Annotated in this window: 14 protein-coding genes; 8 read left to right on the top strand and 6 right to left on the bottom strand. The window is 62.0% G+C overall.

The window, feature by feature from the left end:
• Positions 1-1,638: 1,638 nt before the first annotated feature.
• From ACFYOU_RS09710 to ACFYOU_RS09745, 8 genes are all read left to right on the top strand, one after another.
• The gene (locus ACFYOU_RS09710; protein ID WP_391304512.1) at positions 1,639-1,926 is read left to right on the top strand and encodes a hypothetical protein; all 288 of its coding nucleotides are present in this window, start codon (positions 1,639-1,641) and stop codon (positions 1,924-1,926) included.
• A gap of 1,532 nt (positions 1,927-3,458) precedes the next feature.
• The gene (locus ACFYOU_RS09715; RefSeq protein ID WP_391304514.1) at positions 3,459-3,749 is read left to right on the top strand and encodes a hypothetical protein; all 291 of its coding nucleotides are present in this window, start codon (positions 3,459-3,461) and stop codon (positions 3,747-3,749) included.
• A gap of 304 nt (positions 3,750-4,053) precedes the next feature.
• Positions 4,054-4,266, top strand: coding sequence for a hypothetical protein (locus tag ACFYOU_RS09720; RefSeq protein WP_391304515.1), 213 nt, complete (start codon positions 4,054-4,056; stop codon positions 4,264-4,266).
• 8 nt (positions 4,267-4,274) lie between these two features.
• The gene (locus ACFYOU_RS09725; protein WP_391304516.1) at positions 4,275-4,520 is read left to right on the top strand and encodes a hypothetical protein; all 246 of its coding nucleotides are present in this window, start codon (positions 4,275-4,277) and stop codon (positions 4,518-4,520) included.
• A 15-nt stretch (positions 4,521-4,535) separates the two neighbouring features.
• Positions 4,536-5,270, top strand: coding sequence for a hypothetical protein (locus ACFYOU_RS09730; protein WP_391304518.1), 735 nt, complete (start codon positions 4,536-4,538; stop codon positions 5,268-5,270).
• A gap of 711 nt (positions 5,271-5,981) precedes the next feature.
• A complete protein-coding gene (locus ACFYOU_RS09735) occupies positions 5,982-7,361 on the top strand; it encodes a DUF3987 domain-containing protein (RefSeq protein ID WP_391304520.1) in 1,380 nt (459 codons plus the stop codon).
• A gap of 272 nt (positions 7,362-7,633) precedes the next feature.
• A complete protein-coding gene (locus ACFYOU_RS09740) occupies positions 7,634-8,065 on the top strand; it encodes a hypothetical protein (protein WP_391304522.1) in 432 nt (143 codons plus the stop codon).
• A 131-nt stretch (positions 8,066-8,196) separates the two neighbouring features.
• Complete coding sequence (locus ACFYOU_RS09745; RefSeq protein WP_391304523.1) at positions 8,197-8,541, top strand: histone-like nucleoid-structuring protein Lsr2; 345 nt, start codon at positions 8,197-8,199, stop codon at positions 8,539-8,541.
• 977 nt (positions 8,542-9,518) lie between these two features.
• On the opposite strand, the gene ACFYOU_RS09750 is transcribed toward ACFYOU_RS09745, so the two are convergent.
• The 6 genes from ACFYOU_RS09750 to ACFYOU_RS09775 all read right to left on the bottom strand — a co-directional run bounded on the left by ACFYOU_RS09750 (position 9,519) and on the right by ACFYOU_RS09775 (position 15,657).
• Positions 9,519-10,418 (bottom strand): peptidoglycan-binding protein, encoded by a 900-nt coding sequence (locus ACFYOU_RS09750; protein WP_391304525.1) that lies wholly within the window; start codon positions 10,416-10,418, stop codon positions 9,519-9,521.
• Entirely contained in the window at positions 10,418-10,666 is a 249-nt protein-coding gene (locus tag ACFYOU_RS09755) for a hypothetical protein (protein WP_391304527.1), read from the bottom strand. The genes ACFYOU_RS09750 and ACFYOU_RS09755 overlap by 1 nt, the downstream gene beginning before the upstream one ends.
• A gap of 100 nt (positions 10,667-10,766) precedes the next feature.
• Complete coding sequence (locus ACFYOU_RS09760) at positions 10,767-12,341, bottom strand: SGNH/GDSL hydrolase family protein (protein WP_391304529.1); 1,575 nt, start codon at positions 12,339-12,341, stop codon at positions 10,767-10,769.
• An 8-nt stretch (positions 12,342-12,349) separates the two neighbouring features.
• Positions 12,350-13,000 carry a hypothetical protein gene (locus ACFYOU_RS09765; protein WP_391304530.1) on the bottom strand — a complete coding sequence of 217 codons (651 nt, stop codon included), beginning with the start codon at positions 12,998-13,000 and terminating at the stop codon, positions 12,350-12,352.
• 410 nt (positions 13,001-13,410) lie between these two features.
• Positions 13,411-14,658 carry a siphovirus ReqiPepy6 Gp37-like family protein gene (locus tag ACFYOU_RS09770; RefSeq protein WP_391304532.1) on the bottom strand — a complete coding sequence of 416 codons (1,248 nt, stop codon included), beginning with the start codon at positions 14,656-14,658 and terminating at the stop codon, positions 13,411-13,413.
• Between the two features lie 3 nt (positions 14,659-14,661).
• Positions 14,662-15,657: a phage tail domain-containing protein gene (locus ACFYOU_RS09775; RefSeq protein ID WP_391304534.1), complete on the bottom strand. Its 996-nt coding sequence runs from the start codon at positions 15,655-15,657 to the stop codon at positions 14,662-14,664.
• Between the last annotated feature and the right edge of the window lie 2 nt (positions 15,658-15,659).

A 15,659-nucleotide genomic window follows, 5' to 3' on the forward strand; every position in this document is an offset into this window, starting at 1 on the left:
GCCACACCCAGCGAGGAGGGTCCGCCTGTTCGACAAGCAGCTCCGACCCTCGGAGGCCGGAGCCCCTTACTCTAAATATTCCATTTGGCTAAAGCCTTATATTGCTGAACAAGCGCTTTGAGGGAAAGGGCTTAACCCGGAACTCGGTATAGCCTACAAGCTCTGGCCTCAGCGTATGTGCATAGAGAGCCTGCCGGCATAACTAATGTACGCGTCCTCTCCTTGAAATCGGGACACTGGCCCGCAGAAGGGTGACACAAGCAACAATATTGTTGTTACCGCACCCCATGTGATGCATCATTACGGGCCTTGGAGGTCGACCATCAGGTCGCGAGCCCGGCCGAGGCCGTCGAAAAAGGGCCCGGGATGGGTTCGAGGCAACTAAAGCTTGCGACCTTGTGAAATCTTCAAACCCGTACACGATGGAAGGGAGGCGCCCCCCGCGGTCCCTCGTGAGCATTATCGTTATATTACCCCCCTATTCGTGCATCACGTGACGTGAGGTAGCAATAATCCTTGCGCGCTTGTGAATGTTGATGCTGCACCGCAAGTGGTGCAGTGATGCGGGCGGGTCGGGTCGGCCTCGAATTCGGGAGTCGGGGCGCGATTCAATGCCCGAATTAGGTGGCAATGGGCGTATGTAATGGTAACGGCGAGATAACAAAGTTGCCACCTGGATGGCGGGTGGAATGTGTCTAATTGTCCGTAATTTCGATCGCATCTAGAGCACCCTGACCTGCGGAAACAAGTGCCCTATGTGTGCGCGCACGGCCCCCTCTTGCTTGAAAGGCAAAGTTGCCACCTGGACGAATTTCCGTAGTGTTCTCCATGCAACACCAACCGCGCCGAACGGGAGCGGCCCGGAGTACCGCCCCGGAAGGGGAGGCGGAAACGGGTTAACGCGAAGACCGGGAGTCGGGCGCACGGGGTTGGTGGAGTGCAGGGCAGTAGCGGCAGTGCTCCGGACGTGAATGCGGCGGGTGATGCCGGAACCATGGACTTTGACAATTGGATAGCGAGTCTGAGTGGCAGTCGACTGACTGACCGTTCCTTGAGTGCGAGTAAGTGACGTGCCCTGAGTGGCGCTCTAAGCGCCTGTAGCCACACCGATGGACCGTGGGTTCATGTCGGCATCTACAGGTGGCTTAGGCGCAGCCTCACGGGTATTTGATGGGGTCTTGCCTGCCGTGGCAAGGGCTAGCGAAAGCGCGATGAAGGGGATGGTGCGGAAGGTGGGCGGTTCGATGACTCGCGTCCTCTTGCTCTTCGGGGCAGGCATCAATAGGGACAGGTAGCCAGCCTGCGCCTGATAACCGGGATTGGTCGTCCGGGATGAATAGACCTACGTGTCAAACGAACGTGACACGCCCCAAGCTGTGAACGCCGTTGTGCGGCTCCCACGGAGCCAATCAATACCAGTCGAAGCAGTGAGGGGCGCATTGCGAGAGGGAAGCAGGTACGCATAACCGAGATTGCCTACGGCGGACACACTCGACAGGGCGTGTCCAGTGCGCTTTGGTCGCGGTGACTAACAATCATCGGGTCATCCTGCGCAGCTCTAAGCGCCTGAGAGTGAGTCCGCCTAGGGGAGTTTCGGTTGATGCTCCATAACCGAGTGAGGGAAGGATCGAAATGGGAGTGAACATGCTTGGTGAGCGGCAGCGTCCTGTCGTAACGCTGGAACAGTTCGGATTCTGGCAGGAGTACCGGGATCACGACATGTTCCGTGTGAGCATTCACGGGCTAACGGATGGGGGGGGTGTCGTCCGGGACTTCCGTGCGTTCGGCAACATGATCGGATACGTGCGTGCTTTCGCGGAATGCATCGACACGCCGAGACAGTCCAGGGCTGTTCTGCGGGACATCTATCGCACCGGCTACGGCTCGGTCAACGGATGCAGCATCCGGGTTTCTCCGGTCCAGTAGGCGAGTGAGCGCACGGCGGACAGGGACACTCTTCCGTGCGCTCAGCACCCTTTTCATGAACTCGGCGAGTTAATCGAGGAGCGGTAATGAGTGTTGGCAGGACGGACTACCCAACGGGCAACCCCAATGGAATGTCTTTCATCTGTAACCGGTGGGTTTTCACCGGGTCCGAGGGGTACCGCGTCAAGCCAGACGAATACGACGAGGGTTTGTTCATGGTCGTCGCGTACAACGCAAGCGGTACGCGGCCTTTCTATGGCGGGCGCGGCCTGAGCGAGGCCGACGCACACGCCATGGCTGCCCGACTTTCCGGAAGTTCCGTAAAGGGGGTGGGTGCACATGGCTGAGCGCTATTTCTGGTACGAGCCTGCCGACCTTGTGGCTTGTGCTGGGCACATGGCAGATGCCCTCGGGGGGTGGTTTCCCGAGACGGGGGAGGAGTGCAAGGGTGCGCTATGGAACTACGAGGGGTGGGACCTTGAAGCACTGGTTCGGGCCCTCGAAGAAAGCGGGGAGCTGTTGCCCCGACAGTTCCGGCGGTTGGGGGTTCGCCAGGGGCCGGTAGGCCGATTCTGCATGTCGCTGCACTGAGGAGTGGGGGAAACGATGTACGTAGCGCACTTGGGCCCGGCATGGCACCAGCGCTTCGCAATCTACGCGGATGCTGTGGAGTATGCGGCTCGGTACAACATCGGCTCGGCATTCGTTGAGTTGAACCTGAGCAAGACGAAGTACAGGGGTCGTCTGGTAGTGGGCAGGGCGGGGCTCACTCGATTTCGGGTGATGGGAAGTAGCTCGTAGTCGGTAGTACGGGGGCACAGAGGGAAGGGGCAACCTTCTGTGCCTCCTTCTACCTACTGCGCCAGGAAGGCGAGTAGCTGAAGCGGGGAGAGGGTTAATGAAACCGCGAGAATACAGGATTGGGGCCCGTGTGACCGGTAGAGGCCCGTACGGCAGTCGGGTTGACGGCTTCATTGCGGGAGGGGTGCACGCCTCGCGGCCGGCAACCAGGGCGACGCTTGTCTATGTAGTGGTCAGAGTGCCTAAAAGCGTGGATTGGCTGGGGCCGGTGACGCTTGGGGAGGATGTCTACCACATCTGCAAGTTGAAGGATATTGCTGTCCGGAAGGGTAAGCGGCGGAAGGACAAGCGGTGAAGTCAAAGAGAACCCTACTCAAGGGCATCGCATGGCATCGGGACCCTTACGACGTTTTCGGGTTCTGCCAGGAATGGCGCTTCGCCATATGTGACGTCCTGGTGTGGGACATGGGAGAGGCCGTGCCTGGGTTTCGCAGCGTTGGGCCGGAAACGGATTCTTACGCATTCAACTGGTTGCGGGATCAGGGTGCGACGGTCGATGACCTGAGATACGCGCTCAGCGTCCTCGACAGGTACCGGGAGTGGGTTCGTATGGCGGGCCGGGACTACTGACCAGTCCGAGGAACTGTGACCGCCGGAACTTCCGGTTCGATATGCGGGGCACGGTAGATAGGGACACTCTTCCGTGCCCCATCACGGTTGAAGGGGCAGCAATGATTGATATCAACAGTGGCGAGATCATCATGACGAAAGTGATCCGTCGGAAGGTGTTCATCCTGGGGAAGTCGGAAGCGCTTCTTCGGGCGGACGCTGTGGAAATGTCTGACGGCACTTTGCGCGTCGTCAACTTCCGGCGTCCGGAATTCTGGGACTACAACCGGCGAACGGTTTTGGTGGTCTCATATCAGTACCGCAGGCGAGAGACCTTCGCTGAACTGGTCGAGACTCTGCGTCGCCTTGAGCTTCGGTGGATCACTGCCGAACTTCCCGAGAAGTCGTGTTGAAGTGCCCAGGCACTTTGCGGTAGTTCGGTGGACCGGGCAGGACGGCCGTCCGTACGCAGAAGTCAAGTCGAGTTGGGTTTCCCGCGAAAAGACGGAGGCCGCCGCAGAAAGGTTCACGCGGGAGTTGGCTCCCGGGACTACTCACTCGGTGGAGTACCTGGGGGGCAACGGGATGACCCGCTACTAGCTAGCGATTGACCGTAGGGGGCATGGGGAGGTCACCCGGTGTTGCGGGCGGGATCACCCATGCCCTACTCGGCCAGTCTCTAGAGAACAGCTCAGAGGCTTTATGGAAGGAATGAAGTTGGCGCCCAAGCCGCTGTTTACGCTCCGCACGATCCGCGCCGCGTACAACGGGATGTATCAGCTCGAATCTCTCTCAGTCACGTTCGTTGACGGAGAGGCCATGCTCACCGGTCGGGTTGTCGGTGTCGGTAGTCGGCTCAGCATCCGCACCGACCTGCGGTTGCATGAGGACGTCCACCCGAATCGTGTCCACTCCATGGATGTCATCTAAGGGGAAGCGTGAAGCGAATCGCTATCGACCTCGGGCAGGGCGTATACCTGCCGGGGTTGGTGAGGGCCGAGCACGGTGAATCTGTCGACTTCTACCAGGGGCAGGCGCTCCGGAATTGGGTCGGACGGGATCGCGCGCTCACGGTCGAGTTCCTGCCGGCGGACGTCACTCGTGTGCTCTTTCGGGAGTGGGAACGGCTCGAAACGTGGGCCATGTACGACCAGCGCGACGGCCGCAGTGCCATCGACTACTAGGGAGGTATCCCGCAAATGACGATGAACGAATGGAAGTTCAACCCCCACACGGACACGATCCAGTACCTAGGAGGCTGGCTGACCGATCCGACCTACCGGGGGTGCATTGTTCGGGAGAACTCGGGACGCAGAGCGGGTACGTGGGCTGTGCGCCCCCGCGATCCGTGGACCGAGGTTGACCACACGGCGATGTACGCGGAGACCATGGAGGCCGCACGTGCGGCCCTGGAGAACGTGACCCCGGGCGGGCACAGGTGTGAGGTGTTCGTCAGTCAGTACCTCGGCCACTGCCCGGAACGGGCCAGTGTCGTCACGTACTCGGGAATCGGTGACCAGTTCCGCGGGATTCTTCTCTGCCCGGTGCACAGCGTGAAGGTACTGGTGGGCGACCCGCGCATGTCCGTTGAGCGGTGGGAGGCCAAGTGCGGCGCCATCACGCACGAGTCCGGCCCCATCGTGGGAGACCGCGTCACTCCTCCCATGGCCCCAGTCAGGCGCAGTGACTTTCTGTCCCGTCCCGTCGTTTGGGGTGATGACTGGGAGGGCTACACGCTCGGAATGAAGTTGGCTCAGCGCATCGTGCGGGGGGACCTGGTCATGTTCCACGGCACAGGGGCCTTCGAGGTGAACTCCGTAGACGTTGTACCAATACCGCTTGATGAGCCGCTGTACCGCTTCAACTGCAACGGCGGGGCCACGTACGGGGGCACCTACAACTGTGCTGTGCCCGTTCTCAATCCGCCGCTCTAGGGGCTGAGTATGAGGCACGGCGGACAGGGACACTCGGCCGTGCCTCGTGCTCAACCGCTAGCGGAAGGGGAAGTTGTGAGCTATTCGCACATCGCTGTCGGCCTGAACCTGAGCGAAGCTGTGCGGGTCGACGTTTGGTGGACCCCAGGAAAGGAGGGAGTGGAACTGTGGGTGAGGGACCCTGATTCCCTCGCACCGTTGGCGACCTACCAGGCACCGAGACTTGCGATCATGCCGCTCACTCCAGACCCTCGGACACTGGCGTCGGTGGTGCGGTGCGTGCTCGGGTCCGTCGAGGAGCCGCCACCCGGTGTGGCACGTGCGCACAAGGTTGCCCATCAGCACGGACTTACCTGGGTCCCGGAGAAGCTGTCGTGACCCGACACATCCTTGCTCGCGGGGGCACCGCTTGAGCGCGGTCAAGGCGTGGCTCCTGGACGTGACCACGGCCAGGAGTAGGGCGAGCCTGGCGGCGCAGGCCGCCACACAGCGCGAACGGGTCCAGGCGCTACGAGACCTGTGCGCGGAGCTGGAGTCGGCCGCAGACCGATACGCCGATCCCGCGACCGCCGCTCGGGTTCTCGTAGACGAAGCTCTACAGGCTTTCGTAGTTGATCGAATGTGTTTCCAAATGGCCGATTGAGAGTGCGCGGCCTCTTCCGGGGAGGGATTCCCATAGAATGCCGGAATTCGAGAGAAGGAGATTAGGGGATGTATGAGTCGATGGCATACGGGCCTATCGGGGCGGCAGTGAAAGCGGCAATGCCTCACACGGAGGCAGACCCCTTGGGGGTGCATGCCGCCGTCTTGGCGCTGTTTTCGGCGGCGATCAATGGGCGAGTTACGCAACCGGATGGGCGTCCCATCGTGGTGTGGACGGCCCTCGCCGGACGCTCCATGGTCGGGCGCAAGGGATTCGCGCTGAGTACAGCGGAAGCTATTCTGGACGACTCGATTGGCCCTTGGTTGGCCCTGCGTCGGCAGGGCGGCATTTCATCGGGCCCGTCCCTTGTGCAGACCCTCTACGAGACGGAACAGGACTCCCTCACCTCTGAGGGCGGCATCGACGGGCGGACCCTGGTCGTTGACGAGGAATGGCCGACCACGCTTCAGCTCGCAAAGCGGTGCCCAAAGTACTCCGGGGTTCTTCGTACATCCTGGGATGGCAAGAGGGTTTCCAACGTGACCAAGCGGAACGGGGTGAGAGAAGAGATCACCGTTCACGAGCCGGCCTTGGGTTTCCACGCGCACATTCAGCCCGCGCTATGGGCTAAGTACATCTCCCCGACCGAAGCTCAAGGTGGCTCGTACAATCGGATTCTGCCCGTAATGGTTCGGATGAGTAAGCGCCTACGTCGACGAGATTACTCAGGTAACCCGTTGGACGAAATCAAGGTCAGCGGCTCACTTCGTCTGGCCTACGAGTGGGCAAGCAAGGAGCGTCGTCAAATGACGCTGAGCGCGGCGGCAGCCGATCGGTACGACGACATTCGGGCGGACTACGAGGATGAGCTAGAGGAACTGCCCGAGGAGGTCTCTTGTTACATCGAGCGTTCCGCGGAACAGGTCATTCGAGTGGCCTGCGTACTCACCGCCGCTGAGCGGAAAATGGTGATCACGGTCAAAGCTCTGGACGCTGCGAAGGCTTTCGTGGATTTTTCGGTGGCCTCTGTGAAGCAGTTGATCTCACAAAGCAACGTCGTCAAGTCTCGAACAATCCAGCCTCTTGACGTCAAAATTCGCCAAAAGCTGGAAATGTACGGGGGGGAAATGACGAGCACGCAGCTCTACCGGGCCTTGTCGTCGCGCTACACATCTGCTCAGATCCTCGACACGGCGGAGGACATGCCTGACGTTCAGATGGAGGAGCAGCGACAGCGCAGGCCCGGTGCGAACCCGATGATCTTTCGCTTGGTACCGGCCCTACCCGCAGACCCTCCGGAGGCCCTACCGAAGCAGCGGGCGAAGCCGCCGGCGAAGAAGGGGGCGACCTCCAAGGCTGCAACGACGAAAAAAATGCCTGCGGCCCGGAAGTCGAGGCCGGCCACGGCGCCCCGTAGTCAGGCCAGGAACACGAAGACGGCGCAGTGAAACACCGACTGCGGAAGCGGGAGGGGGATGGGCGAGTCCAGTGCACCGCGTGTCGAGCGACCTTCGTGGTCGATTCCCCTCGGCCGCCGGCATCTCGCTGTACCGGGGTACCGCTCGCCCATGGCCACCCCTACGAGCGCGAACATGTGCTGTATCCGTTCTCGTACGACAGGGGCGACGGGTACGGGCCGGATCGCCTGTGTGACGTGGTGGGGTGCCCGTCCTGTGTGGGCCATACCTGCGACTGCGACGTGTGTGGGGGAGCGCTCGACTTGCCTGACCTCAAGATCCTCAACGACAGCCGCGAGAACGGGAACCGAAACAGGTCCCCGAACTGGGAGAAGGAAGAGAAGATGGAAGAACTTGAGAAGCAGCTTGACGGCCTGTCACCGGGCGACATTGTGACTGCCTTCGGGAAGAGCACCACGGGCGCTGAGGTGAGCCGCACGGGTGCGCTACTGGCAGAGCCGCAGAACATGACAGCGACTCATGACGGTGTGAAGGGTCCCGCGATCCGGGTGCGCATCGGGGAACCGGGCACGGACCCTGCCGCGCGTAAGACATGGACCACGTTGATTCCCGGTCACGGGTCCATCCGCAAGGAGGTTCCGGAAGAGGGGGAAGGAAGGCCCGTCTATCACGCGGTTACGGGCGCACTCGTGGGGCACTTGACCCGGGACACCTTCACTCCCGTCGAGCCCTAGAGACCCGCCGGAATCGGAGCGATTTGAGACGAGGCCCCTTTTGTGGGAGCCTCCGACCTAGCAGGCTTTCGCGCAGGGACACCGCGAAAGCTTCCTATCTACTGCAAGCGATATCAGAAGAGAGATAAGCCATGGCTCAGAAGGTACAGATTCTCCTCGTTGACGACATCGACGGCGGAGAGGCCGACGAGACCCTGTCGTTCTCGCTGGACGGCAGGACGTATGAGATCGACCTGAGCACGGGGAACGCCGACAAGTTGCGGGAACTCTTGGACCCGTTCGTTTCTGCGGGCCGAAAGGTGGGAGGCCGGGGAGTCAGTACCCGTCGAGGCGCCGGAGTCAAGGCCCCCCGGTCGGTGGGGGAGCCCACCGCCGAGGAGCTGCGCAAGTGGGCGACCGACCACGGATACGAGGTCAGCGCGCGAGGCCGCGTCCCGGCCTCCATCAAGTCGGCGTACGCGGCAGCGAACAGCTAAGCGCTAGCATGAAGAGGCGGCCCACCCCTCTAGGGGGGTGGGCCGCCTCCTGTTTCCCAGGGGGGAAGGCCCCCCGGACGGTTCACAGAAAGGCCGTAATCGTGGGTTACAGGGAAATCGAGGTGCAGGACGCACACGGCAACATCCGTCGAATCGAGGTTCGCCCTTGCTCCTGCGAGGGCGACGGGTGCGAGTTGTGCTCTTCGCCCCACCACTACCTCAGTGAGGGGTACCACCCCTGGTTCGACTGCAACACAGATTGATCACCCGCCGGACACGAGCGAAGCGGATTCTACTGCGAGGCGTGCGCACGTGAATGAAAAATGGCCCCCTCCCGGGAACGGGAGGGGGCCATTTTCGTCACCGCTTAAAGTCGCCTCGAAGCTCGTCCGCGAAGGGACTTATCTCGTACAGGGCTCTCACGGTCTTGGTGTCCTCGTGCGAGGCCGTAGCCGCACCGGCGCCGAGAAGCACCGCCGATGCCGCGACGAGCGCTTCCCACGGTATAGCAGGCCAGACGAGAACAAGCGCCGGAATCAGCGCCGCAAGGAACGAATAGATACGGACTCCGTGCGCGGAAAGAAACTGAATAATAAACTCTTCCCTCTCTGGGTAAAGTGGCAGCGGATTGCAGGGCGAGCCGGTACACTACTTTCCGTGAACCGCAGACTGACGCTCAGGTGTCGACAATGCAAGGCAACCCAGCCCATAGAAATGTTTCCGCCTGGGCAGGGGGCTAGCCTGATTTGCGCCGATTGTAGAATGGGCAATTTGGAAGCGCTGCGCAAATATCATGAGCAGTGCGCCGTCTGTTATGAGCGGAACGGGTTGATCGTGGCCGACCATCGGCCGTCACGACTTGGGGAGTACGGCCGCTACTGCACGACTTGCAAAATGTATTCAAGATCGGTGAACTGGTCCCCAAGGACTAGGGGTGCCTACCATTACGTCTGCAAGGAACACACTTGGGGCGTCCCCTAGCTGAAAAGCACCCGCCAAGTCACCGGACCGGGATACCCGTCCGCATCCTTCCTGAGTTCCTTGTGGGCAAGCTGGAATGCCTTCACGGCGGCACGGTCAACGGCGGTCCACTGGGGGCCTGGACCCTGCTCGTAGAACTTGCCGTATCCCTTCTTCGTGAGCTGCTGGCCGAGTACGGTCACGTACTTGTTCTTCGCGCCGGATCGAAAGAACTGCCGCCCCGGAAAAGCTGGGGGTGCAGGCTTCGGGGTGGGAACCGCGGGCGGCCTCGGTGGATTCGGCTTCGTCGGCCCACCCTTTCCTAGGGTTTCCTTGACGTCCGACCGGACCTTGTCCATGTCCATCATCTTTCCCGGCCTGTAGCCGGGGTCCCACTTGCCCGGAGATCCCCACTCGCCATGACCGATGACGCTCCCCTCGGTCCAGCCATGAAAGGAGCATACTGCCGCAGAGAGAAGTCGAAGGGCCGTGTACTGAGCGGGCGACATCTCGTGAGACCCGCTGTACCAAACCTCAACACCGTAGAATCGGGCGTTTCCGTCGGTGTTGGCCTCGTCGTCGACGGGAATCGACTTTTCCGCTATGACAGCGTCAAGCACGTCGTCATCCCCGTTTCCCGCATGGTTCGCGCGACCCCACCCAATCAAGTGAATGACGCCGTCCTGCGCTAGGCCGAAGTGGCAGAGCGGCCCGGGAAGGGCCCTGTACCCCGAGCGCAGCAACTCCCGCTGATCTTCCGAATCGCTGCCCGTGTGATGGACCATGAGGCCGTGAACGGGGCCCCACTTACCCTTGTGGTTCCGGTTGTGGGTCTCCCAGTTCTTGTACTCCTTGAATCGAATCCCGAACTTCTTTAGCTGGGCGACGATCTGTACAGCGGTCATCGGGGTGGCCATCAGTTGTCCTCCAAGGGTTCGGTCAGCCGCACGTGAGCAAGGCGGGCAGGGTCGAGCGCGGTGAGAAGCTGAATGAGGCGGGCGTTCTCGGCCTCAATGCGCGCAAGGCGCGTCTTGATTTCGGTGAGGTCCGTGGAAAGGCGGTCGGCCCGCTCCTTCTGGGCTTCGGCCTCTTCCCGCCATACGCGGGCCGCGCTAGTGCGGTATCCCGCCACGACGACAACGACAGCCGCAGCGAGCGACGCCAACGGAGCTAGAATGGATATGAATTGAGAAAGGGGCAAAGGCGCTCCAGGGAAAAAGAAGCACCCCCGACGCCCGTCGGGGGTGCTTCTGTGTGTGAACAGGTCAGGCCATGAGTACCGGTTTTACAACGTCTGCCACGTAGGAGTAGCCGGCATCGGAGAGGTGGACGGAGTCGGAGCCGCTAGCGCCAGGATGGGCCGCTGTTCCCCAGTGCCCTCGGCTGTGCCAGTGCGACCAGGAGTTCCGGCCGATCGCCCACATATCGATAAGCGCGGCCCCGTAGACGTCCGCCAGGCCGCGGGCCCTCAACGCGTAGTCTTGGTAAAGGTAGTTCGTCGTGTCGTGGTTCCCCAGGTGAGGGAGGAGGATCATGAGGTCCGCGGACCCGTTGGCCTCGCGGATTGCGCGGAAGTACTTCGCCACCGAGGCGGCCCACTGATCCCCCGAGGTGCCGGACACTGCATCGTTGGGGCCGGCAGTGAAGATGCAGAGGTCCGCCGGGTAGGAGACACCGCCATTCCATACGGCGTTGAGTGCCGACGGCGCCGGATTTCCGTACGTGGCTGCCCGTGCGCCCGCCTTGGCGGCGTTGTCGACCACCACACCGGTTGCGTTCTCCCCGGAGACCCCGACGACCGAGAGGTACTGGCCGGTCCCGGAGGAGGTCCCCGCCCACGTGACCTTGACGGTGTGAGTACCCGGCCCCAGCCCCGTCACCGTTGTGGTCTGGATACTCGCATTGCTGCCTCCTGCATCCGCCACGGCTACCGGGGCGCCCCCGTCGACCTCGTAGCGGAACCCTGCTCGCGTTGCTCCCCCGGTTACGGTGAAGATGCGCGCCGTGGTGCCCGAGATGGTGAACTCGATGCTGGCGCCGGTCGTCTGGCTGTAGACGTACGTCGCGCCAGGGCCGTAGTTGCTTCCCCCGAGCGTCCACACTCCTGACTGGGCTGCAAGGGAACCATTGGCGAGCCACGCGGCCACTGCCGACGCGTCTACCGGGCTACTGATGAAGGTAGAGGTGCGGGACGCCGGAAAGAGCCCGCTCCCGCCATCGCCGTATTGCGCCTGGAGCGCGTTCCTCACCAGGCCGACCCAGCCCCCGGTGTGCAGGTGGGTCGCGTAGTAGCCCTGGGACGCCGATCCCCCGACGACCAAGGCGCGGGCCGGACGGGCGGACAGAGCAGCATCCCTCGCGGCTCTCCAGTGAGCCCCCCAGCTCTGCGGGGCATACACGCCGGCCTGGTGCTGGCCAAGCTGCTGTACGGGGACACGGCCTGACGCGTCCAGAGTCGCGAACCCGCCGGGAATCCCCTTCTGCGCACTGATCTCCTCGACCGCGCGGGCCTGGCTGCCGTGAGGGTCGCTGGCGTCCTGGTGGGCGGAGAGTCGGTCACCCACGTCGGTGGCGACCAGGGCCACGCGGCCTCCGCCGAAGTCCGCGTACACGCGTTCGGTTGGCCGCTCAGTTTCGGGGCCGTAGAACGGGCGCACTACTCCCTCGGAGTCGGCAACGAGCTGCGCGAGTGGAGCACCCGTGAGGTCTGTGAGATCGGTGATCGGGGATGCCCCCTCACCGGGGCCATCCCACACCGTTCCGACTGCCCCCGGCATGCGGGCGCCCGTGAGGTCTTCCGCGACGTCTGCGGCGGTGCCGCCGAACAGAGTTCGAGCCATAGGGCCTCCTACTCGTTGAATTGGTTTGCTTCGATCACGCCGGAGATGCTGAACGTGCTTCGGGCGGGAAATGCGGTCAAGCCGTCCAGGCCCTCACCGACAGATGCCGCACTAGGCCGGTGAAGGAACAGGGTGCCGCTGCCCGGGTGGGTGGTTGCGGTCACCGCCAGCAAGTTGGGTTGATTTCCGCTCCGTTGAGCGTTTGAGAGGAACCCGTGTACGACCTGCACGCCGTCACCGTTGGCGGCAACGGGCAGGGTGACCCCTGCCCGCCACTGGTCCTTTGACACGTTGGCCCCGGAGTCGTATCCGTTCCCGATGGTGATTTGGAACCAGAAGGTATTGGGCGCGATCCAGCGATACCGGCCCCGACGGATGTCGACGCGCGAGTTTCCGACGTTCACCAGACTGGGGGTGTATCGGAGGGACTTTCCCAGGTGCCGGGCGACGACGTAGCCGTCTCGGCCGGTGAACGCTTCGTGTTGGCCGTCGCTTCCATTGGAGTCCATGTCGTACACCACAGAACCGCGGGGCAGCAGTGCGGCGCTGGAAGCCGCATTCCAGGGGAAGGCCGCCCGAGAGGGGACATCGAAAGGTGCCCGAGAACTTACGCTCACCGGACCGTTGTTGGCGCCCACGTCTACCTCGTAGAGGGCCATCTCCCACAATCCGCCTGGCTGCCGACGGGGCTTCGGTGCGACGGGGGAAGCGGCTGGAGAACCCTGGATCAGTGCGCAGTTCACGGCGCTCTTGCTCATGTCCGCTTGGAGGACGATGAGATCCTTCCGGGGCCTGGTCGCGGGGTTGCTCGGAACGGTGAGGGCAAGGGTGGCTGTGTTGGTGTAGTAGAAGCCCCCGACCCATGCCTTCCCCGGCGCAAGTTGGACCTCTCGGCCGGCAACTGTGGCGGCGAACGGTAGCGTGGAGTAGGACGAGGCCGTGAGCTGGAAATCAATTCGATCTCCGCCCCAGAGGCGTGCCATTACTTGCCACTGAGTTTGGGAGACAACGGCAGATCCCCCGCCTGGGCTATCCGCGTCGAACGGGTAGCTAATCTCGGCCAAATGCATCACATCCGGGACTCTAGGCGACGTAGCTTTCGCTGCATGTCGTAAACGGTTTTGTAGAGGTTCAGTGGGTCACCTGACCCCTGCTGTCCGATCTTGGGAGAAACGTCCTGAACGTTTCCTCCGTCGTCTACGGAGATTACGACCTCCCGTACGATGTCGGAGTACTCGGTGCCGTCCACTGCAATAGTGACCTTGTCGCCCACGAAGTAGTGTTTTCCGAATGTGCAGTCGGCAGTGTCGATTGGGTATACCTGGAAGTTTCCGTTACCTCCGCCCTCGCTGAGTACTTCGCTAGCTGCCTCCTCCAGGGCCCATTCCGCTGCCGCGACATCATCGGTCGTCATCGAATCATCGGCCTTCACGGGACGGCCGGTCGTCCTGTCGGTCTTGAGTTGAATGTCCCGTCGATCCACGAACGTTTCGATCTGGCGGCCCCATTCGGCCTCGGCCTCCGAATTTACCTGCTGGTGGTAGTACCGGTCTGCGTTTTCGCCTGCGCAGCCTACGATCGCGCGAGTTGATTTCGGTGCCGTGAGCGTCCAGATGTATTCGCGCAGATTTCCTAGGTCGGGAGAGAACCTGACCTCCTTCGACCTGTCTCGGGGGGAGAAGGTCTCCAGATCGATTTTCTGCGAGTTCGGGTTGTAGATGAACCGGTGTGCCATGCCTCGCTTGGCGTACCACTCCTCAAGCTTTGAGCCGACAGAATCGAATCGGACAGTGTCCCCGAATGCCTTAGGGTTCGTCGGCGGCAGAGGCTCGGGCATGCTTACGGCGGATATCCTTCGGTCAGGTAGAGCGCTCTGGCCAAGCGCGTGACTCAGCTCATCCCAGATGGCCGCTGCTGGATATGGGGCTCGCACGATTCGGTGCGGGAGGCGGCTGAGATACTGCTCAGACACCGGCCTCGTTGGATCAGGGAAGGCCAATCGTCGATGAGCCAACGTGTTATGACATTTGCCCGCGATGAAAACCGAACCTGGTCCGGTGTGCTGAACCTTCGTCCAGTACTTTTGGAATGTCTCCACTTGGCCAGACAGGACAGGCTTAGGAACGCCGTCCTGCCATATGGCTATCCCCCCGCCCTTCTCTATGAGGCGAGACTGAGTAGTGCCGTCCTTGATGAGGATCTGCCAAGAGCCCTCTTGGCATAGCCGGACGGTGAAATCTAGCGAGATCCATTCGTCAATCTCACCGATACGCTGCAAGCTCTTGTTGAAGACCTCGACCCGGTACCCCAACGTCACCTCCTAGACGAAAGACGCGTACCGGGGGCGGAACTCCAGGAGTACCGACGCTTTGCCGATTCCGGTCACTACAGAAACAGATGATTGCGTGTCTCCTGGATCAATTGGCCAGAACCGCGGGCTAGTGTCCAGCCGGGCCCAATGGTTCGTGCCTCGATCGTCCTTAACGCTCTTCCTTCCAGGCCGAGTGTCGATTGTGAGGACGCGGCCGGCCGGGACGATGTCAGAGCCGTCAGGGGGAGCCGATGCCTTCACTGAATCCCCAGCCGCACTAGTCAGAGCGAAGGATTTGATTGGCCCGTAAAGCCGCCATACTGGCCAGGCATCGACATCCCCCGGATTCGAAATCAACAACCGCTCACCCGGGCCGCCCAACACGCCATCAGTGACCCGCATAGGGAAGAACTTCGCTGTGGGGCTGAGAAGCGGGAGGCCGCCCCCGAAGGCCCACCGAATCCGTTCGGGATGCTCCGGGTAAAACCAGGGGTCCATAGCGGAAAAGGTCAGCCCGTATCTGGCCCACGAGAAACCGGAGGTCTCGCCCTCGTCTCCTTCCATTCCCCCTTTATAGTAAGCGTTCAGCTGGCGCGCCTCTCCGTTGCCCTCGGTAAACCTCAGCACGCAATACCCGCGCTTGGGATTGAGTGCTCGAAAGAGCATTCTTTTGAGCGCGTTGACGGTTCTTCGGTCGACTCCGTGCAAGTACACCGGCAGCAGTATTTCTCGCGCTGCGGCCCGAGAAGATCGAAAGATGGCTCCGTCAAGGTTAGGGGAGTCATCGGAGAAGAGTGCGAACGGCGGCATGTCAAGGCCCGTTGCGCCGGGCTGCAAGAGGATTGCGGGCCACTCCCGGCCGTCAAAGGCAGTCAGGGAAATTTCCTCCCCGTGGCCATTGCTCCCGGCCACGGAAACGCCCGTCGACCCCCAGACTTCGGGGACCGGCGGGCGTGTTGTGACGACTACTGGCGGGGCCGGCCTGACCCTCACCGGAATAGGCATAG

Origin of the sequence: Streptomyces sp. NPDC005955, assembly GCF_042871255.1 — a bacterium.
Taxonomy (GTDB): Bacteria; Actinomycetota; Actinomycetes; order Streptomycetales; family Streptomycetaceae; genus Streptomyces.

What these genes read in the sequence shown, in the direction of transcription:
- ACFYOU_RS09715 (WP_391304514.1), top strand. Translation starts at nt 3,459, where the DNA reads ATGATTGATATCAACAGTGGCGAGATCATCATGACGAAAGTGATCCGT.
- ACFYOU_RS09730 (WP_391304518.1), top strand. Translation starts at nt 4,536, where the DNA reads ATGACGATGAACGAATGGAAGTTCAACCCCCACACGGACACGATCCAG.
- ACFYOU_RS09735 (WP_391304520.1), top strand. Translation starts at nt 5,982, where the DNA reads ATGTATGAGTCGATGGCATACGGGCCTATCGGGGCGGCAGTGAAAGCG.
- ACFYOU_RS09745 (WP_391304523.1), top strand. Translation starts at nt 8,197, where the DNA reads ATGGCTCAGAAGGTACAGATTCTCCTCGTTGACGACATCGACGGCGGA.
- ACFYOU_RS09750 (WP_391304525.1), bottom strand. Translation starts at nt 10,418, where the DNA reads ATGGCCACCCCGATGACCGCTGTACAGATCGTCGCCCAGCTAAAGAAG.
- ACFYOU_RS09760 (WP_391304529.1), bottom strand. Translation starts at nt 12,341, where the DNA reads ATGGCTCGAACTCTGTTCGGCGGCACCGCCGCAGACGTCGCGGAAGAC.
- ACFYOU_RS09765 (WP_391304530.1), bottom strand. Translation starts at nt 13,000, where the DNA reads ATGGCCCTCTACGAGGTAGACGTGGGCGCCAACAACGGTCCGGTGAGC.
- ACFYOU_RS09775 (WP_391304534.1), bottom strand. Translation starts at nt 15,657, where the DNA reads ATGCCTATTCCGGTGAGGGTCAGGCCGGCCCCGCCAGTAGTCGTCACA.